General features: G+C 72.7%; 11 protein-coding genes and 2 pseudogenes. 4 read left to right on the top strand and 9 right to left on the bottom strand.

Annotated features, from left to right (window positions below; all coding sequences use genetic code 11):
* Positions 1-237 precede the first annotated feature (237 nt).
* A pseudogene (locus ACFV88_RS35425) lies at positions 238-645 on the top strand (IS701 family transposase); the annotation flags it as partial.
* Entirely contained in the window at positions 631-963 is a 333-nt protein-coding gene (locus ACFV88_RS35420) for a T3SS effector HopA1 family protein (protein WP_385496326.1), read from the top strand. The pseudogene ACFV88_RS35425 and the gene ACFV88_RS35420, both read left to right, overlap by 15 nt.
* Positions 964-1,315: 352 nt before the next feature.
* On the opposite strand, the gene ACFV88_RS35415 is transcribed toward ACFV88_RS35420, so the two are convergent.
* The 3 genes and pseudogenes from ACFV88_RS35415 to ACFV88_RS35405 all read right to left on the bottom strand — a co-directional run.
* A complete protein-coding gene (locus ACFV88_RS35415) occupies positions 1,316-1,540 on the bottom strand; it encodes a LuxR family transcriptional regulator (protein ID WP_385496321.1) in 225 nt (74 codons plus the stop codon).
* 311 nt (positions 1,541-1,851) lie between these two features.
* Positions 1,852-2,004: a hypothetical protein gene (locus ACFV88_RS35410; RefSeq protein WP_385496327.1), complete on the bottom strand. Its 153-nt coding sequence runs from the start codon at positions 2,002-2,004 to the stop codon at positions 1,852-1,854.
* Positions 2,005-2,089: 85 nt separating this feature from the next.
* Positions 2,090-2,449: pseudogene (locus tag ACFV88_RS35405) on the bottom strand (thioesterase II family protein); the annotation flags it as partial.
* A 1,011-nt stretch (positions 2,450-3,460) separates the two neighbouring features.
* Here ACFV88_RS35405 and ACFV88_RS35400 point away from each other — a divergent pair.
* Positions 3,461-5,344 (top strand): BTAD domain-containing putative transcriptional regulator, encoded by a 1,884-nt coding sequence (locus tag ACFV88_RS35400; RefSeq protein WP_385496320.1) that lies wholly within the window; start codon positions 3,461-3,463, stop codon positions 5,342-5,344.
* A 101-nt stretch (positions 5,345-5,445) separates the two neighbouring features.
* A complete protein-coding gene (locus ACFV88_RS35395; RefSeq protein ID WP_385496319.1) occupies positions 5,446-6,108 on the top strand; it encodes a class I SAM-dependent methyltransferase in 663 nt (220 codons plus the stop codon).
* A gap of 25 nt (positions 6,109-6,133) precedes the next feature.
* Here ACFV88_RS35395 and ACFV88_RS35390 read toward each other — a convergent pair whose 3' ends face one another.
* The 6 genes from ACFV88_RS35390 to ACFV88_RS35365 all read right to left on the bottom strand — a co-directional run.
* Positions 6,134-7,234 (bottom strand): HAD-IIIC family phosphatase, encoded by a 1,101-nt coding sequence (locus ACFV88_RS35390; protein ID WP_385496318.1) that lies wholly within the window; start codon positions 7,232-7,234, stop codon positions 6,134-6,136.
* A 35-nt stretch (positions 7,235-7,269) separates the two neighbouring features.
* On the bottom strand, positions 7,270-8,400 hold the full coding sequence (locus ACFV88_RS35385; protein WP_385496316.1) for an acyl-CoA dehydrogenase family protein: 1,131 nt from the start codon (positions 8,398-8,400) through the stop codon (positions 7,270-7,272).
* A complete protein-coding gene (locus tag ACFV88_RS35380; protein ID WP_385496315.1) occupies positions 8,393-8,674 on the bottom strand; it encodes an acyl carrier protein in 282 nt (93 codons plus the stop codon). Before ACFV88_RS35380 ends, ACFV88_RS35385 begins: the two co-directional genes overlap by 8 nt.
* A 22-nt stretch (positions 8,675-8,696) precedes the next feature.
* Positions 8,697-9,566: a 3-hydroxyacyl-CoA dehydrogenase family protein gene (locus ACFV88_RS35375; RefSeq protein WP_385496314.1), complete on the bottom strand. Its 870-nt coding sequence runs from the start codon at positions 9,564-9,566 to the stop codon at positions 8,697-8,699.
* A 17-nt stretch (positions 9,567-9,583) separates the two neighbouring features.
* Positions 9,584-15,928 carry a type I polyketide synthase gene (locus ACFV88_RS35370; protein ID WP_385496313.1) on the bottom strand — a complete coding sequence of 2,115 codons (6,345 nt, stop codon included), beginning with the start codon at positions 15,926-15,928 and terminating at the stop codon, positions 9,584-9,586.
* 31 nt (positions 15,929-15,959) lie between these two features.
* A partial coding sequence (locus ACFV88_RS35365; RefSeq protein WP_385496312.1) for an SDR family NAD(P)-dependent oxidoreductase occupies positions 15,960-19,542 on the bottom strand: 3,583 nt, incomplete at its 5' end.

The raw sequence follows: 19,542 nt of genomic DNA, 5'->3' as shown, positions 1-19,542 counted from the left end.
TGACTCGATGAAAGGAGCCGCGTATGGTACTGCCGAGGTGGGGCTCGTGACCCACCTCGGCAGTACCGTACGAGCCTGAGCCCGTCGGCTCCTGCGACACCACGAGTTCAACCTCGGTAGACGCGCAGAACAAACGGAACACAGGGTGGAACCGTCGATTTGAGCGCGGCAGTGCATGGACCGACTTCGCGAACGAGTCCGCCGGATCGGGCCATCGTCCGCGCCACCGGACTGCAAGGTCCGTTGGAGCAGGCCGACGTCTTCCACGTCGTGGCCACCACCCGACACGACACCGTCGCTACCCGGCGGGCCCTGGACCACCCGCTCCACGACCTGATGGCCGATCTGCCCCGGCAGAAGTGGAAGCGCCGGCCCTGCGGCGAGGGCGTCCACGGCCTGCGGATCTACGACTGGTCCCGTGTCGAGGCCCGGCCTTGCCGCCGACCCGACCGCAGGCACTGGGTCCTGGCTCGCCGCAGCATCGCTGATCCCACGAAGATCGCCTACTAGATCGCCCACCCGCCCGCCGAGGGCACCCTCAACGAGCTGATCGCCGTCGCGGGCGCCCGCTGGGCGATCGAGGAGTGCTTTCAGACCGCGAAAGGCCAGTGCGGCCTGGACGACTACCAGATCCGCTGCTACCCGAGGCCAAGGTGCTGTCCCTCCCCTCCGCCTATCCCCGCCGGGACGGTCTCGTGGTGTACTTCCGTCTTCGCGCGGCGTCTCGCCCCCGGTGTCACCGTCGCAGGGGAGTCCGACGACTCCCGCCCGCAGACGCGGGGCCTGAGTTTCGGTCAGCACCGGGCCATCGTGCTGACCCAGGCCCTTGTCAGGGCCGGGCCGCAGCCCCTCAGCCCGGCACGAGCGGCCGACGCACTGCGCGAAGCCCGGATCGATCCGCTCGCCCCGTACCGGAACACGGGCTCACCCGACGTGTCTCGGGACACTGGGACGTCTGGGTGACGCGAAGCCCCCAAGAGACGGTGGCCATGTGGACCGTGTTCAGCAGGCGGTTCCGGGGCGTCGCGGGAGTAGGCCAGCATCTCGAACAGTTCCCGTCGCTCCAGCGCTCCGGGGGCGGCCCAGGCGTAGTACAGAGAATGGGTGTTCGGCAGCACGGTGCCGCAGAATCCGGCGTGCCGCCGGACCGTCGACAACCTTTCTCCTGGTGCAACATCGCTACGGTGTTCGAGGGTCGGAAAATCCCCGGCATCATATCGGCGGAGTTCGTTTTCCACTCCGGAAGGGATCTTTTGACCCTCCGTCCGGGAGGGACCTCGCGGAGGGAGATCGAGGAACAGCGCCCCGCCCTCTTCTAGGGTTCGAGGAATTCCGGAAGGACGCGGGGTGGCCATGCCCCGACGCTCAGCACACCGAGAGAGTGCGCCCGGGAAATCAGAGCGGCCCGGTTCGCGGCCTGGAAATCGCGCATCATCAGCCCGATGCGGTACTCGATGCCCTGCCGGCTCAGATAGAGCGATGCCGCCAGCCGGACGGTCGGAGTGCCGACCGCGACGCCTTCCAGGATCCGGACGTCCACGGCGGACAGCCGACGGACGCCCGCGCCGGCAGACGGGCCCCCGCCCGCCGGACAGGCGTCGCCGGTGGACTGGGACCTCGCCGGCCGTGGCGCGGGCTTCATCTCCTCAGACGTCGCTGCCGGTGTCACTACCCGGCCCCCTTTCCCTGTCGTCCGTCGTCTCAGGTGCGCAGCGTGCCGGTGAGGTGGTCACCGATCATGCGGTCACCTCGTTCGCTCGGCTGCCGAGGGACGAGTGCCCGCCCGGGAGCCTTGAGGTCGAACGCCGCCGTCGTGCGGTCGCGCCAGGGCGCGACACCGGGGACCGGAGTTCAGGGGCCCTGGTCCCCCACCGCGGCGGCAACCGGGCAGGTGACCGCGGCGTCGCGATCGGCCTCTAGGGCCTGATGCTTGCCGCGCAGCGCGGACAGCGCCATCCGCAGCAGTTCCTCGTCCTCCAGGAGTCGGGCGTCCGTGCCGCTCAAGGCATTGACCTCTGCCGCGATGCCCGTCGTCGAGTGGGCGGGAGGGCCCGGGCCGGGCCACGGACGGCCACGGGAGGCCGGGGACGAAGAGGTGGTCGATCCGGCCGGCCGCGCACTCGATCCGCGGGGCCACCTCGAAGGCAACGAGCGCGCCCATGCCGTGCCGGAAGGGAGTCAAGGGGAAGTCGTCCCAGCGCCGCAGCTCTTCGGATGCTCCGCCGGCCATGCGGTGCAGGTCCTGGACGCCGGGTTCCTCCCGGGGGTCCCGCATGCCGGGGTACTGCGTGGCCAGGAGGTCGATCGGTCCGTACGGCGCGGCGCATACCGGAAAGCAGAAGCTCGCCGAGCCCCCGACGTGCGGAGAGCAGACCAGTCGGCGCGTGGCCGTCGGCGAGGGAGGGAAACCACAGCACCATAGATCGCCGTCAAAAGAGAGCGCGGTCATGTCGGCCCTTTTGTTCCTTTCTCAATTATCCGCGCGGGACCAGCGAGCGATGCTTGGTGATCACGTGGGACATCCTCCGCACCGGCGGGTCGGCCAGTACGCACTAATGCTTGGGAGCGCCGAACGACGGTGATCGGCGAGTCACGAGCACCGCCCATGACAGCCTGCCACGCCCCTCGGAATGTCAGCAAGTACGCACCTGCGCATATCCGGCCACGCGTCCCCTCGTTCAATTCCGACTGTTTCGCCGGTGAATGGCGGGAACGTTGCGGTGCAGATGAATCCTGTGGGATTCGCTTGGCTCCGAATCTGCGGCAACGGTCCGGTCCTAGCGCACACTGCGAATCCGGCCGATGAGGCGAGGGCACCTCACGGCAGGGCGGTAGTCGCCCATCCGGGGAACCCAGCGATGGTCGAGGGGGTGTGTCCGGTGGACGAGACGGTCTGGCTGCTGCCGGCCGCGGACGTGAGGTGGGCACGGGAACTGCTGACTGACCAGTTCTCGACTGTGATGTAGGTACCGGGCAGCCACGAGCTGTGAACCCATCCGTCCGACCCAGTGCGGCTGCGCGGCGAGCACCGGGAACCGGTGGAACGGTACCGACGCCTGTGCGTCATCACGACCGAGGGCCGGACCCGGTCTGGACAGCGCTGCTGGTGAACCGCTTCCCCCTGCTCAAGGAGCCGACAGAAGTGCCGCGTCGTCCGGAGTGCGCGCCGTGGTGCGGGACGGCGTCGGGCCCGGCCTGACGGAACAGCGCCGGCCGGAGTCACGACGGGCGGCGGCGCGCCCGGCAGGCATGGGGCCGGCTCGGCCGGCTGCTGGGCCGTGGTGGGCGGCCCGGTCCTGACCGCCGCGATGGTGTCGCGCAGCGTAAACCCGGCATGAGCGCAAGAGGCTCGCTCTAGGAATACATCTAAATACGGCAGGAGCGCGTTGACCCCTACTTGGTCACCTAAGACGCTGGAAGCAGTCTTGCCCGCCGGACGTGCGATGAAGAGGACTCCCCCTTGAAGTTCCTGTTGCTGGGCCCGCTTTCCGTCCGGTTGAACGGGCGTGAGGTGTACGTGTCGGCGCCGAGGCAGCGCGTGGTCATGGCAGCGCTCCTCCTCAACGCCAATCGGGTGATCTCGGTCGACCACATCGCCGAATACGTCTGGGACGGCGTAACGCCGCCGAGTGCCGCCGCGACCGTCCGCACCTACGTGATGCGGCTACGGCAGTCGCTGGGCAAGCACGCCTCCGCCCGCATCCTCACCCGGGCACCCGGCTACCTCCTCGAACTCGGCGAGCACGAGAGCGATCTCGGGCAGTTCACCGCCCACCGTCGGCGTGCGGCGCAGCTGGCCGAGCGCGGAGACCTGGAGGGCTCCTCCGCCGCGCTGGCCGAGGCACTGGCCCTGTGGCGCGAGGAGCCGCTGGCGGACATCCCGTCGCGGACGCTGCGTGATGTGGAGGGCCGCTACCTCCAGGAGCTTCGCTCACAGACCACGGAGCTGCGGTTCGACACGGAGCTGGCGCTACTGCGGCACGCCGAGATCGTGCCGGAGCTGGTGCGACTGGTGCGGAAGCACCCCTTGCAGGAGGCCCTGGTGAGCAAGCTGATGCTGGCGCTGTTCCGCTCGGGACGGCAGTCGGAGGCCCTGGAGCTGTACCGGAGCACCCGGGTGCTGCTCGTCGAACAGCTCGGGGCCGAGCCGAGCGCCGAACTGCGCGAGGTCCACCGGCACGTCCTCTCGGCCCACGACCGGCCTCGTACGCCTGACCCGCTGGTGCAGCGCGCATCGGCCCCGGAGGCAGCCGTCACGCCGACGCCGGCCGCTGCCCGGGAACGGTCCGGCTGGCCCGATCCGGCGCAGCTTCCCTCGGTGCCGCTGCCGTTGTCGGCCCGCTCCGATGTGCTGGCGCGGTTACGGCACCACCTGACGACCGCCATGATGCCCCCGGGCATGGTGGTGACGGCGGTGGTGACCGGCCGGGGTGGTGTCGGCAAGACCGCCCTGGCCCTGCACGCGGCGCACACCATGCGCGGTTCCTCGGTGCACGGCCAGCTCTATGCGGATCTCGGCGGAGCGGAACGGCCGTTGACCGCCCGGGCGGTGCTGCCGCGGTTCCTGGCGGACCTCGGTGTGCCCCGGGACGAGATCCCGGGGGAGCAGTCGGAACGAGAGAGCCTCTACCGTTCGCTCACCGCGGGCCGCCGGCTGCTGGTGGTACTCGACAACGCCTCCAGCGCCACGCAGGTGCGACCGCTGATACCGGGCAGCGGGAGCAGCAGGCTGCTGGTGACCAGCCGGCGGCGGCTGGCTGATCTGGAGGGGGCGCGCACCTTTCTGCTCGGCCCGTTGGACGAGGCCGGGTCGCTGGAGCTGTTGGGCAGCATCGTCGGCCCGGCCAGGGTCGGTGGAGAACCACGGGCGGCCCGTACGGTGGTGACGGTCTGCGCGGGCCTGCCGCTGGCGATCCGGATCGCGGGGACCCGACTGCTGGAGCGCCCCCACTGGAGCATCGGGCACCTGGCCCGGCGGCTCACGGAGGCCCCGCGACCGCTGGACGAACTGTGCGCGGGCGACTTCGGTGTCCGGCCCTGCCTCGACGCCGAGGTCGCCGAGCTCCGGCGGACGGTGCCGGCCGGAATCGACCCTGCCGAGGTGTTGGCCGTGCTGGGGGCCGACGGAGCATCCTCGGTCTCCAGCAGCAAGGTCGCGGTGATGTTCGGCTGCTCCGAGGCGCAGGCCGAGGAGGCCCTGGACTCCCTGGTCGGCGCGCATCTGTTGGGTGCGCCGGCGGGGGGCCTCTACGGGCTGGACGCGCTGCTTCACGCGTACGCCCGCGAGCGGGCGGAGGCGGTCGCCGTACGGCAGCACGATCACCCGTACATGCGCGCCGTGTGACCGTCCCTGTGGTCCGGCGACGGACACCCGAAGGCCCTCGCCCCGATCCCTTTCGCCTCGTTCTCCTTCGACCCGCCCCCCTTCGAGAGGACACCCGCACCATGGCCGACCAGACAGCAGCCTCCCCCGACCTGCTCGCCTACGTCCGGGAGGTCTCCCTCCGTGACGACGACCTGCTCAAGGAGTTGCGGGAGACCACCGCGGACCTACCGGGCGGGACCGCCATGCAGGTGATGGCGGAGGAGGGCCAACTGCTCGCCCTGTTGGTTGGGTTGACGGGGGCTCGGGCGGTGCTGGAGATCGGCACCTTCACCGGGTACAGCACCCTGTGCATGGCCCGCGCGCTCCCGGCCGACGGTCTACTGGTGTCCTGTGACATCGACGACCGGTGGCCGGCCATCGGCGCCGACTTCTGGAAGCGGGACGGGGTCGACTCGCGGATCGACCTGCGGATCGGCGATGCCGCCGCGACCCTGGACGCGCTGCTGGCGGAGCGCGGGCCGGAGAGCTTCGATCTGGTGTTCATCGACGCGGACAAGGCCAACTACGTCCGCTACTACGAGACGTCGCTGGCACTGCTACGCGCCGGGGGGCTGATCGTGGTCGACAACACCCTCTTCTTCGGCCGGGTCGTCGACCCGGCCGCCGTGGACGCGGAGACCGCCGGGGTCCGGGCTCTGAACCGGATGCTGCACGAGGACCCTCGGGTGGAGCTGTCGCTGCTGGTGATGGCCGACGGGATCACACTCGTCCGCAAGCGTTGAGGGCCGCGGGCCGCAGCTGCGGTGGTCACGACGTTCCCGGACCGCCTTCCGGCGTGCTCAGGTCGGGTGCGTGCACGCTCATGACGGCAGACACCACGCGCGGGCAGGGGACCAGGTGCAGGCGCTGGAGTCCGGTGCCCTCCGGAACCGGTACGAGGACAGCGGCGCACGGGCACGGGGCTTCGTCCAGCCCCTCGAAGCCGGCGAACCGGTAGGCGATCTCCATCATCCGGTTGCGTTCGGTCGCCCGGAAGTCCGCCACCAGGTGGACTCCGGACCGGGCGGCGCCGTCGGCCAGCCAGTTCAGCAGGGTCGCGCCGGCACCGTAGGCGACGACCCGGCAGGAGGTGGCGAGCAGCTTGAGGTGCCACAGACCCGGGTGCCGCTCCAGCAGCAGGACGCCGATCGCGCCGTGCGGGCCGAACCGGTCGGTGAGCGTGACCACCAGGACCTCGTGCCGGGGGTCGGTGATCAGGCCGCGCAGCACCGCGTCCGGGTAGTGGACCCCGGTCGCGTTCATCTGGCTGGTGCGCAGGGAGAGTTCCTCGACCCGGGAGAGCTCCTCGCCGGTGGCCCGGCCGATGCGCATCCGCAGGTCCAGGGAGCGCAGGAACTCCTCGTCGGGGCCGGTGGCGGTCGCCCGCTCGGCCTCGCGGCGGAAGCCCGCCTGGTACATCCGGCGGCGCTGCCGGGAATCGACGGTGCTGGTCGTGGGGGTGAACTCGGCGAGGTCGGGGAGGGTGAAGACCTGCTCGGCCGGGTAGCACCGTACGTCAGGCAGGTGGAAGGCCACTTCGGCCCGTTCGGCGGGCCGGTCGTCGATGAAGGCGATGGTCGTGAGCGCGAAGTTCAGCCGGTCGCCTATCCGGCGCACCGATGCGGACTTGGCGCCCCACCCGATCTCCGGGAGGACGAAGTACTCGGCCAAGCCGAACGCCTCCAGCCGGGCCCAGGCGTGCTCGTGGTCGTTGCGGCTGGCGATGGACTGGAGGATGCCGCGGGAGTCGAGCTCGATCACCACCTTGCGCACCTCGTTCGGCAGGTGCACCTCGCCGTCCTCCAGCAGGGTGCCCTGCCAGAGGGTGTCGTCCAGGTCCCAGACCAGGCACTTGACGGTCTCGGCCATGTCCTTCTTCCTCGTCTCGTCGGACGCGGGCACGCTCACGATGCCCCCGGAGCGGAGAGGGCGTGCTGGGCCAGCATCAGCCGGCACAGTTCGTTGCTGCCTTCGATGATCTCCATCAGCTTGGCGTCCCGGTACGCCCGGGCCACCGTGTGCCCGTCCCGGGACCCGGCCGAGGCCAGCACCTGGACGGCCGTCGCCGCCCCCCGGGCGGCCTGGGTCGCGCTGACGTGCTTGGCCAGTACGGTAGCCACCACCTGGTCCGGTGCCCCCTCGTCCCAGCAGCGACTGGCGTGCTCGCAGGCCCGGGTGGCCACCTGCTCGGCCGTGTAGAGGTCGGCTATGTGCCCGGCGACGAGCTGGTGCTCCGCGATCGGGCTGCCGAACTGCTCCCGTCCGGCGGCGTGCGCGGTGGCCGCCGCCAGACAGGCCCGCAGGATGCCCACGCACCCCCAGGCGACGGACATCCGCCCGTAGGCCAGCGCGGTCGTCACCAGCAGGGCGATCGGCAGCCCGTGACCGCCGAGGACGCTCTCGGCAGGCAACCGCACGCCGTCGAGGTGGACGTCCGCGTGTCCGGCCGCGCGGCAGCCGAGCGGGGCGTCGATCCGCTCGATCCTGACGCCGGGCGTCTCGGTGGGCACCACGACGGCCACCGCGCCGTCGCCGTCGCCGTCTTCGTCGTAGCGGCCGACGACGACCAGCAGGTCGGCGTAGTGGGCGGCGGTCACCCACTTCTTGTGTCCGTCGACGACGACCGCGTCGCCGTCGCGGCGGACGGTCGTCGTCATCGCCGCGAGGTCGCTGCCGGCGCCGGGTTCACTGAAGCCGACGGCCGCCAGTCCGCCGCCGGTCAGCCGGGGCAGGTGGGCGGCCGACTGCTCGGCGGTGCCCAGGCGTTGGATCGTCCACGCCGCCATGCCCTGGGAGGTCATCACGCTGCGCAGCGAGCTGCACAGGCCGCCCACGTGGGCGGTGTACGCGCCGCTGTGCATGCTGCTGAGCCCCCAGCCGCCGTACTGCTCGGGTACTTCGGCGCACAGTCGGCCCTCGGCTCCCAAGTCGCGGAGCAGGTCCAGCGGGATGAGGCCGGTCCGGTCCCACTTTGCCGGCAGGTCTCCGACCCGCAGGGTGACGGAGGTCGTGGCACCGCTCAGGTCCTCACCCATGCCGACCTCCGGCTCCGGGCGCCCGGAGCCGGTCCACCAGCTCGGCCATCCGCCGTACGGTGCGGAAGTTGTCCAGTCGCAGGTCCGCGCCGCGGACGGCGATGGTGTAGGTCTTCTCCAGGTGCACCACCACCTGCATGGCGAACAGGGACGACAGGCCGCCGTCGCCGAACAGGTCGGTGTCGGCGTCCCATGCGGTTTTGGTGCGTTCCGCCAGGAATTCCAGCAGTTCCTTCTCCAGGTCGTGGGTGTTGGGCGTGTTCGCTGCGGTCATGGCCGTCTCCTCGGCGGGGTGATCAGGTGTAGTCGTAGAAGCCGGCCCCGGACTTGCGGCCCAGCCGGCCCTCGTGGACCAGCCGGAGCAGCAGTGCGGTGGGACGGCAGCCGTCGTCGCCGGTCCGTTCGTGGAGCACGGTGAGGGAATCGACGAGGTTGTCGATGCCGATCAGGTCCGCGGTGCGCAGCGGGCCGGTGGGGTGTCCCAGGCAGCCCTGCATCAGTGCGTCGACGTCCTCGACGGTCGCCGTGCCTTCCTCCACGACCCGGGCCGCGTCGTTGATCATCGGGTGCAGGATGCGGCTGGTGACGAAGCCGGGTGCGTCCCGGACGACCACCGCCCGCCGCCTGAGCGCAGCGAGCAGGGCCGCCACGGCGGCCATCGCGGGGTCCTCGGTCCTGGCGCCGCGGACCACCTCGGCGGTTCCGATCAGGTAGGGCGGGTTCATGAAGTGGGTGCCGACCAGTTCCTCCGGTCGTTCCAGGGCCCCGGCCAGTTCGTCGACGGGGATGGAGGAGGTGTTGGTGATCAGCAGGGTTCCGGGCCGGACCAGTCCGGAGACCTCGGACAGTACGGCGGCTTTGATCGCTGCGTTCTCGGTGACCGCCTCGATGACGGCGGTGGCTTTGGCGACGGCCTTGAGCGAGGTGCCGGTGGTCAGGGCGCCGAGGGGCGTCCCGGCGGGCAGGGCGCCCATCAGCTCGGCCAGCCGGAGTTCGCCGTCGATCAGGTCCGCGGCTCCGTCGAGCCGTTCCTGGTCGATGTCGACCAGATGGACCGGCCGGCCGTGTCCGAGGGCGAGGGCGGTGATGCCCACGCCCATCACCCCGGCTCCCAGCACGGCGAGGGCGGGCCGCGGGGGTGGGTCGTCGTGCGGGGCTGCGGTCAACGGGTTCTCCTTCGTCTTCACAGGTCGTCAGGGGTGTGGAGGGTGGTGCCGAGCCAGTCGGCGACGGCGTCTCCGGTGGTCGCGACGTGCTGTTCCATGATCGAGAAGTGGTCTCCGGGAACGTCGACGACGGTGTCGGCACCGGCCCAGGACGAGCGCCAGTCACCGGCTTCGGCGGACGGGCGGCCGAGCGGGGTGGAGGCGCGCACCAGCAGCAGCGGGGCGCGGACCACGGGCGGGTTCCAGTCGTCGAGCAGGCGGAAGTAGCCGCCCATCGCGGTCAGCCGGGTTCCGTCCATCGGGGCCGCCCTGTTCTCTCGGGCGAACATGCCGCCCAACAGGACGTCGTTGAACTGGGTGATGCCCTTGTTGTCGGAGAGGTAGGTGTCCAGCAGCACCACGGCTGCCGGGCCCCTGCCGCGCTGCTCCAGCGCGGCGGCCACTCCGTGGGCGAGCGTGCCGCCGGAGGAGGAGCCGGCCAGCACGAGCGTCCGTCCGGGCAGTTCCTGGAGCAGCTTCGTCGCCTGGAAGTCCAGCAGGGCCGTCATGTCGGCGGGCAGTTCCTCCTCGGGGGTGAATCCGGGGGCGTCCAGGGCGGCGACGGCGTAGCGGTCCCGGAAGCGGGAGGCGAAGCGGGCGTACTGGTGGGCGCCGCCGAGGGCGACGACGGAGCCGAAGCAGACGAGTACCGGGGCGTCGGCGCGCTCGTTCAGACGCAGCAGCCGCGGGCCGGTGCCGGCGGCAGCGAGATCGTTGCCGCTGTGGAAGGCCGGGCGGAGGGCGGAGGCGTTCTTGAGCAGGGCGATGCCCTCGTCGATCCGACCGAGTTCGCAGGCGCGGCGGAACAGCACGCTCACCGGGTCGTCGGTGTCGGTACCGGATGCGGCGGCGCCGCGGGTGGGTGCCGTTTCGGGCCGGGGAGTGTCGTCCGTACGGGCCTCGGTGGCGAGGCGTGCCGCGAGCCCGGCAGGCGTGCCGCTGTCGAAGACGGCGGAGGGCCGTAGCCGTAGTCCGGTAAGGGCGGCCAGCCGGTTGCGGAGCTCGACCGCGGTCAACGAGTCGAATCCGACGGAGAGGAAGGGCACCGTCGCGGACAGCGCCCCGGAGTCGGTGTGGCCGAGGACTTCGGCGGCCTGGGCGAGGACGAGTTCACGCAGGACCAGCTCGGACTCCTGTGAGTCGGCGGCGGCGAGCCGCCGCCGCAGTGCTGCGGCGGCGGTCGGCGTGTCCTTCGTCCCGGTCGTCGCGGTCGGGCCGCGCCGGACCAAGGAGCGCAGCATCGGGTGCACCGGGCCGTCGCCGCGCACGGTGAGGTCGAGGTGGGCCAGGACGACGGGGCTCCCGTCTCCCGGCGGGGCGGCGTCCGCGGCGCACACCGTGTTCAGCAGCGCCATGGCCGCCTCGTCGGAAAGGCCGCGGGCGCCGCGCCGGTCGATGCGCCGTCGTTCGGCGCCGCTGTGCTCCGCCGTCATCCCGCTGACCCGCTCCCAGGGCCCCCAGGCCAGGGACAGGCCGGGGAGGTCGAGCCGTCGGCGTTCCGCAATGAGGGCGTCGAGCGCGGCGTTGGCGGCCGCGTAGGACGCCTGACCGGGGCTGCCCAGCACGCCCGCGGCGGAGGAGAAGACGACGAACGCCGAGAGGTCCGCCCCGCGCGTCAGCTGGTCGAGGTGGCAGGCCGCGTCGAGCTTGGGCCGCAGGACAGCGGCCGTCCGCTCCCCCGTCAGCCCGTCCAGCAGACCGTCGTCGAGCACTCCCGCGGTGTGGACCACGGCGCACAGCGGATGGCGTTCGGGGATGGCCGCGAGCGCAGCGGCCAGGGCCTGACGGTCCGACACATCACAGCTGGCGGCGATGAGTTCGGCTCCGGCCTCGGCCAGCTCCGCCGTCAGTTCCGGTACGCCCGGGGCGGCGTCGCCGCGGCGACTGAGCACGCGGAGGTGGCGTACCCCGTGGGCGGCGACCAGCTGGCGTGCCAGGACGGCCGCGAGCGCGCCGCCGCCGCTCAGCAGTACGGTCCCTTCGGACGGCCCGAACGGGCCGGCCGGCCCGGTCGCCGGCGCCGGCGCGGGGGCGGGGGCGGGGGCCGTGGTGGCCGTGGTGGCGGGCGGCCGGACCAGGCGGGGCGCGTACAGGACGCCGCCGCGCAGGGCCGCCTGCGGTTCGCCGGTGGCGAGGAGGCCGGCGAGCGCGTCGCCGAGACCCTGCGGGTCCGGCTCTTCGGTGTCCAGCAGCACGAACCGGTCGGGGTGTTCGAGTTGAGCGGCCCTGAGCATGCCCCAGACGGCCGCCGCGCCGAGGTCTGCCGGTCGCGCGGCGAGCGGGCCCGCCCCCCGGGTGAGTACCACCAGGGGCGTACCGGCGGTGGCGTCGTCGGCCAGGTGGGCTTGGAGGCGGTCCAGCACCCCGGACACGACCCGGTGCACCGCCTCGGGATCCACCTCCCGGGTGGAGGCGTCCCCCGTCGTACCGGCCGCGGGCCCGGTGGGAGCGGACGGGGGGCAGGCCAGCAGCATCGCGTCGGGTGTGTCGGACAGGGGTTCGGCGGGGAAACCGACCGGCAGCAGCCGCTCGTCCCGCGGGCCGAGGAGGCCCCAGCGGGTGACCGGGCGCGGGCCGGGCCCGGCGGTGATCGGCGTCCAGGCGACGTGGAAGACGGAGCCGGAGGACGCCCGCAGTGCCGCGGTGGACGCCGTCCGCAACGTGAGCGAGCCGACCGTCGCAACGACATGCCCCGACGGGTCGGTGATCCGCGCGGCGACGGTGTCGGGGCCGTCGGGACGCAGCCGGACGCGCAGGACCGGCGCGTCGGAGGTCCCGATGGCGACGCGCTGCCAGGAGAACGGCAGGGGGACGCCGTCGGCGGGCTCCTCGGCCCCGGCGCTCTCGCGCAGACCCGCCGTCTGGAGGGCTGCGTCCAGGAGGGCCGGGTGCACTGCGTACCCGTCCGCTCCGATGCCGGGGAGGTCGTCGGGCAGGGCCACTTCGGCGTGGATCGCGTCCGTGGTGCGCCAGGCGGCGCGCAGGCCCCGGAACGCCGGGCCGTAGGCGACGCCCCGGGCTTCGAGCAGCCCGTACAGTTCGTCCACGTCCAGCGGGACGGCGCCGGGCGGGGGCCACGCGCCGGTCTGTTCGGCCGTGTCGTTCCCGTCGGCCGAGGGGTCCTGGGTGCCGACCGTGCCGGTCGCGTGCCGGGTCCAGGGCGGGGCGGCGACGTCGGCGGCGGCCTCGGGGCGGGAGTGGAACTCCACCGGGCGCCGCCCCGTGCCGTCCTCGGCACCCACCCGTACGCGCAGGTGCACGGCGTGGTCGTCGTCGGCGTCGCCGGGCAGCAGCAGCGGAGCGGCGAGGGTCAGTTCCTCGACGAAAGCGCAGCCGAGGCGGCGGCCCACGTGCGCGGCCAGTTCCACGAGGGCCGCGCCGGGCAGGATCACGGCTCCGGCCACGGCGTGGTCGGCAAGCCAGGGATGGGTGGCCGCAGAGATCCGGCCGGTGAAGAGGGTGCCCGCGTCGTCGGGCAGTTCGACCGCGGCGCCGAGCAGCGGATGGTCCACGGCGGACTGGCCGGTGGACGCCGGGTCCCGGTCGGCCGGCAGGGCGTCGAGCCAGTAGCGGCGTCGTTGGAAGGCGTAGGTCGGCAGGTCCACCCGCTGTGCGTCCGTTCCTGCGAACAGCCGCTCCCAGTCGACGCGCAGGCCCCGGACGTGTGCCTCGGCGAGGGCGGTCTGAAGCCGGCGGAGCCCTCCGGCCCCGCGCCGCAAGGTGTCGAGCACCAGCGTCTCCGGGGCGCCCGCGTCGGCGGCCGTGTCCTCGATCCCGTACATCAGGGCGGGCTGGGGGCTGGACTCGATGAAGACGCGGTGCCCGGCCGCAAGGAGCGAGCGGGTCGCCCGCTCGAACTCGACCGTCTGCAAGAGGTTGCGGTACCAGTACTCGGCGTCCAATGCCTTCGTGTCCAGCAGACCGCCGGTCACACTGGAGTAGTACGGCACCGCTCCCGAGCGGGGGGCGATGCCGTCCAGGTCGGACAGCAGGCGTTCGCGGATCTCCGCCACGTGTGAGGAGTGCGACGCGTAGTCGACCTCGATGGGGCTCGCCCACACCCCTTCTTCGAGGAGTTCCTCCACCAGTGCCGTGACCGCCTCTGCGTCGCCCGACACCACCGTCGACGAGGGGCCGTTGACCGCGGCCACCGACAGCCGGCCCGCCCACGGGACGGTGCGCCGCAGCACCACGTCCACCGGCAACGGGACCGAGGCCATGCCACCGCGGCCCGCCAGCGCCCCCACCGCACGGGAACGCAGCGCGACCACGCGGGCGCCGTCATCGAGGCTCAGACCACCCGCCACGCAGGCGGCCGAGATCTCGCCCTGGGAATGGCCGACCACGGCGTCCGGGACGACGCCGAACGCACGCCACACCTCCGCCAGCGACACCATCACTGCCCACAGCACCGGCTGCACCACGTCGACCCGCGCCAGCAGCCGCTCCGAACCCAACGCCTTCGCCAACGACCAGTCGACGTAAGGCGCCAGGGCCCGCCCGCACTCCGCCATCCGTTCCGCGAAGACCTCCGACTCGCCCAGCAGTCCCGCTGCCATCCCCACCCATTGCGAGCCGTGGCCCGGGAAAACGAGCACCGACCGCCCCGGCAGCTGTCCACCGCCGGCCACCACGTCCGCCGAGCCGACGCCCCGCGACAGGGCGGCGACACCGGCCAGCAGCTCGCCCCGGTCCGCCCCCACCACCACGGCACGCTCCGCGAACCGCGCACGTCCCACCACCAGCGAACGCCCCACGTCCACCACGCTCAGATCCGGTTCCGCCACCACCCGCTCGTGCAGCGCCGTCGCCTGGGCGCGCAGTGCGTCCGGAGTGCGCGCCGACAGTATCCAGGAGACGGCGGCGGGCGGCGGTCCCGGTGTGACGGGCGGGTCAACCGGCTTGTCGGTGGCGACCGTTGCCTCGGTCGGTGCAGTGGGGGCCTGTTCGAGGATGAGGTGGGCGTTGGTCCCGCTGGCGCCGAAGGAGGACACCCCGGCCCGGCGCGGTCGGTCCGTCTCCGGCCAAGGGGCGGCCTCGGTGAGCAGACAGACGGCTCCCTCGGTCCAGTCGACGCGGGCTGAGGGGCGGTCGACGTGCAGGGTGCGCGGCATCACTCCGTGCCGTATCGCCAGCACCGACTTGATCACCCCGCCGACGCCCGCGGCGGCCTGGGTGTGGGACAGGTTGGACTTCAGCGATCCCAACCGCAGCGGACGCCCGGCGGGCCGGTCCTGGCCGTACGTGGCCAGCAGGGCCTGCGCCTCGATCGGGTCGCCGAGCACGGTGCCGGTGCCGTGCGCCTCCACCATGTCCACCTCCGACCCCGACAACCCCGCGTCCGCCAACGCCGCACGGATCACCCGCTGCTGCGCGGGCCCGTTCGGGGCGGTCAGTCCGTTGCTGGCACCGTCCTGGTTGACTGCCGAGCCCCGGATGACGGCCAGGACGGGATGCCCCGCGCGCTGGGCGTCCGAGAGCCGTTCCAGCAGGAGCAGGCCCAGCCCCTCCCCGAACCCGGCTCCGTCCGCTGCGGAGGAGAAGGACTTGCTGCGCCCGTCGGGTGCCAGGCCGCGCTGGCGGCTGAATCCGATGTACAGCCCGGGGGTGGACATCACGGTCACTCCACCGGCCAGGGCCAGGGTGGTGTCGCCGGAGCGCAGTCCTTGGCAGGCGAGGTGGACGGCGACCAAGGAGGACGAGCAGGCGGTGTCCAGGGTGACCGCCGGACCTTCCAGTCCCAGGGTGTAGGCGATCCGGCCCGACGCGACGCTCGGGATGCTGCCGGTGCCGAGGAAGCCTTCCACCTCGTCGGGCACCCGGTCGAGCCGGGACGCGTACTCGCCGTAGATCACCCCGGTGTAGACGCCGGTGCGGCTGCCGCGCAGGGTCGTCGGGTCGATGCCCGCGCGTTCCACCGCTTCCCAGGACGCTTCCAGCAGCAGCCGCTGCTGCGGGTCCATGGCCAGGGCCTCGCGCGGGGAGATGCCGAAGAAGCCGGGGTCGAAGCCGGTCGCGTCGTGGAGGAAGCCGCCTTCCCGGACGTAGAACGTGCCGGGGGCGTCGGGGTCCGCGTCGAAGCCGCCCTCGACGTCCCAGCCGCGGTCGGTGGGGAACGGCGAGACCGCGTCGCGTTCCTTGACCAGCAGCTCCCACAGGTCTTCCGGGGTGCGCACCCCGCCGGGGTAGCGGCAGCTCATCGCCACGATGGCGACGGGCTCGGCGAAGTCGTCGCGGAGCCGTTGGTTCTCCTGCCGCAGGCGCTGGTTGTCCCGCAGCGAGGCGCGCAGGGCGGCGACCACCTGGTCCGTGTCGGTGGGCATGGGGTTCGGCTTCTCCTTCTGCGGCTGTCGGTCAGTCACGTTCGCTGCCCAGGGCCATCCGAACGAGCTCGTCGACGGCCATGCCCGCGATGTCGTCGGCGGCGGGAGCCGGTGCCTCCGGTCGATGGGCGAGGTCCAGGAGGGCGTCGAGAAGACCGGCCCGGCGCAGTGCGGCGGGGGGAATCGTGGCGAGCAGGGAACTGATCTCGCGGTCCGCCCGGTCCGCCCGGTCCGGCGGTCCGGCGTCCTTCCCGGTGGCGGCGGTGCCACCCGGCCCGTCGGGTACCAGGCGCCCGGCGAGGTAGGCGGCGACGGCGGCAGGGGTGGGCTGGTCGAAGACCAGGGTCGCCGGCAGCCGGCAGCCGGTGGCGGCGCCGAGCCGGTTGCGGAGTTCGACGGAGGTGAGCGAATCGAAGCCGAGGTCCTTGAACGGCTGGTCCGGGTCGATGGTCCCGGCTCCGCCGTGACCGAGGACGTCGGCGCCCCGGCTCCGTACCAGGTCGAGCAGGACGGCGACGCGTTCCTCCGGGGTGAGGCCGGTCAGCCGGCGGCGCAGTGAGTCGGCTTCGGCGGCGTCCGCCCCGGAGGCGGGGCGGCGTACGGTGCCGGGGACCAGGGCGGAGAGCAGGGCCGGGACGGGTGCGGTCCGTGCCGCCGCCCGAAGCCGGCCGAGGTCGATCCTGACCGGCACGAGCAGCGGTTCGCCCAGGGTGAGGGCCGCGTCGAACAGCGCCAGACCTTCCTCGCTGCTGATGGCCGCCGTGCCGCCCCGGGACATGCGCCGCAGATCGGCGGCGGTCAGTGTCCCGGTCATGGTGCTGCGGCGTTCCCACAGGCCCCAGGCAAGTGACTGGGCAGGTAGTTCCAGGGCCCGGCGGTGCTGGGCGAGCGCGTCGAGGAAGGCGTTGGCCGCGGCGTAGTTGCCCTGACCGGCGTTGCCGACCGTGGCGGACGCGGAGGAGAACAGGACGAAGGCCGACAAGGGCAGATCACGAGTGAGGGCGTGCAGGTGGAGAGCCGCGTCGACCTTGGGCCGCAGTACGTGGCGCATCCTCGCGGGGGTCAGCGACTCCACCGTCCCGTCGTCCAGGACGCCTGCCGCGTGGACGACCGCCTTCAGCGGACGGCCGGCGGGGATGCCGGCGAGCAGGGCGGCGAGCGCGTCCCGGTCGGCGACGTCACACGCCTGCACGTCCACCCGGGCGCCGAGCCCGCGCAGTTCCGCGGCGAGGTCGGCCAGGCCCGGGGCGTCCGCGCCGCGCCTGCCGACGAGCAGCAGGTTCCGCACGCCGTGCACGGTCACGAGGTGCCGGGCCATCAGGCCGCCGAGCGCGCCGCCGGCGCCGGTGACGAGGACCGTTCCCCCGGGCCCGGCGATGCTGGACGGGGTGTCCGGTTCCGCAAGCGCGTCCGTGCCCGGGGTCGGTTCCGTGGTGATGCTGGCCCTGGTGAGACGGGCGGCGAGGAGGTGGCCGCCGCGTATCGCCAGTTGGGGTTCCGTTCCGGCAAGTGCCCGGGGCAGCAGACCGGTCACGGCGGCCGGGTCGTCGGTGTCGATCAGCAGGAAGCGGTCCGGGTGCTCGGACTGGGCGGAGCGGACGAGGCCGCGGACGGCGGCGCCGGTGAGGTCGGTGACCTCCTCACCGACTGTCGTGGAGACCGCGCCCCGCGTGACGACGACGAGCCGGGCGCCGTCGTCCCAACGCGGGTCGGCCAGCCAGTCCTGGACGAGCCGCAGGGCGCCGTCCAGTGCGGTGTGTACGGATGCGGCGTCGGGCGGGGACGGGAGGTGCGGGGTGTGGTCGCACCAGGCCAACACCGCGGCGGGCGATGGTGCTCCCCCGTCCAGCGCGGCACCGAGCGCGGCCAGGTCCGGATGGCTGTCCGGGAAGAACCGCCGGCCGCCGAGGACGGCCCAGTGTCCGGGGGAGCCGGCTGGTGCGGTGTCGGGCGCCGCCGACCACTGGAGCCGGTAGAGGGATTCCGCGCCGCCGCGCGGGCGGAGGGCGTCGAGATCGATCGGGCGGACGGCGAGCGCCTCGACCGACGCGACCGGCAGGCCGTTCGGGTCGGTCGCGTCGATCGCCACCGCCCCGTCCGCCCGGAAGCCGAGCCGTACCCTGAGCGCGGTGGCCGCGCCGGCATGCAGTCTGACTCCGCTCCAGGAGAACGGCAGTCCGACGGACGGCCGGTCCGGGCCCTGCCCGGTCTCCGGCCCGGCGCGCAGGAACAGTCCCTGGAGGGCGGCGTCCAGGAGGGCGGGGTGCAGGCCGAAGGCGGAGGCGGACCGGTGCTGGTCCTCGGGCAGGTGCACCTCGGTGAAGATCTCGTCGCCTCGGCGCCAGGCACTGGTGAGCCCGCGGAAGGCGGGTCCGTAGCCGTAGCCGGAGGCGTGGAACCGCGCGTACAGGTCGTCGACGGGGATCGGGACGGCGCCGGGCGGGGGCCAGGAGCCGGGGTCGTCCGGTGCGGGTGACGGCTTGCGCGGCGCGGCGTCGGCGGTGAGTACGCCGGTGGCGTGCGCCGTCCAGTGCGGGGTCTTCGCGTCTTCACGGCAGGAGAACAGGTCCAGGGAACGGCTGCCGTGCGCGTCCGCGGCGCCGACCCGTACTTGCAGGCGGACGGCGGTGTCGCCCGGTATCAACAGGGGTGACTGGAGCGTCAGTTCCTCCACCGAACGGCATCCGGCCTCGTCCGCGGCGCGTACGGCGAGTTCCGCGAAGGCCGCGCCGGGCAGCAGGACCGTGCCGGCCACGGCGTGGTCGGCGAGCCAGGGGTGGGTGCGCAGCGACAACCGACCGCTGAGCAGCAGTTCACCCGTGTCGGCCAGCTCGGTGGCTGCTCCGAGGACGGGGTGGTTGGCGGGGTCGAGCCCGGCGGAGCCCACATCGGCGGCCGTGATGGGCGCCGGCTCGGGCCAGTAGCGGCTGCGTTGGAAGGCGTACGTCGGCAGGTCCACCCGCCGCGCCCCCGGGAACGCCTCCGACCAGTCCACTTCCAGCCCGCACTCCCAGGCACGGCCCACCGCACGGAGCACCTGCTCCACCCCACCCTCACCCCGCCGCAACGTCCCCAACACCGCAACATCCACACCCGCCGCCTCCGCCGACTCCCCCACCGCAACCCCCAACACCGGATGCGGAGCAACCTCGATGAAGTACCGGAACCCCTCGGCCAACAGCGATTCCGTCGCCTTCTCGAACTCGACGGTCTCCCGCAGATTCCGATACCAGTACTCAGCGTCCAGGACCTTCGTGTCCAACAGACCACCGGTCACGCTCGAGAAGAACGGCACCGAACCCGACCGCGGGACGATGCCCTCCAGATCGGCGAGCAACTGGGCACGAATCTCCTCCACGTGCGAAGAATGCGACGCGTAATCCACCTCGACCAACCGCGCCCGCACCCCCTCCCCCACCAACTCCTCCACCAAGCCCACGACCGCATCCGCATCACCCGAAACCACCGTCGACAACGGACCGTTCACCGCCGCCACCGACAACCGACCACCCCACCCCACAAGACGCCCACGCACCACACCCACCGACAACCCCACCGACGCCATACCACCCCGCCCCGCCAACACCCCCACCGCACGAGAACGCAACGCCACC

This window comes from Streptomyces sp. NPDC059816 (assembly GCF_042732055.1).
GTDB lineage: Bacteria > Actinomycetota > Actinomycetes > Streptomycetales > Streptomycetaceae > Streptomyces.
Note: the sequence above shows the minus strand (reverse complement) of the source record. Positions and strands in the feature narration are given on the sequence as shown.

What these genes read in the sequence shown, in the direction of transcription:
- ACFV88_RS35395 (WP_385496319.1), top strand. Translation starts at nt 5,446, where the DNA reads ATGGCCGACCAGACAGCAGCCTCCCCCGACCTGCTCGCCTACGTCCGG.
- ACFV88_RS35390 (WP_385496318.1), bottom strand. Translation starts at nt 7,234, where the DNA reads ATGGCCGAGACCGTCAAGTGCCTGGTCTGGGACCTGGACGACACCCTC.
- ACFV88_RS35385 (WP_385496316.1), bottom strand. Translation starts at nt 8,400, where the DNA reads ATGGGTGAGGACCTGAGCGGTGCCACGACCTCCGTCACCCTGCGGGTC.
- ACFV88_RS35380 (WP_385496315.1), bottom strand. Translation starts at nt 8,674, where the DNA reads ATGACCGCAGCGAACACGCCCAACACCCACGACCTGGAGAAGGAACTG.
- ACFV88_RS35370 (WP_385496313.1), bottom strand. Translation starts at nt 15,928, where the DNA reads ATGCCCACCGACACGGACCAGGTGGTCGCCGCCCTGCGCGCCTCGCTG.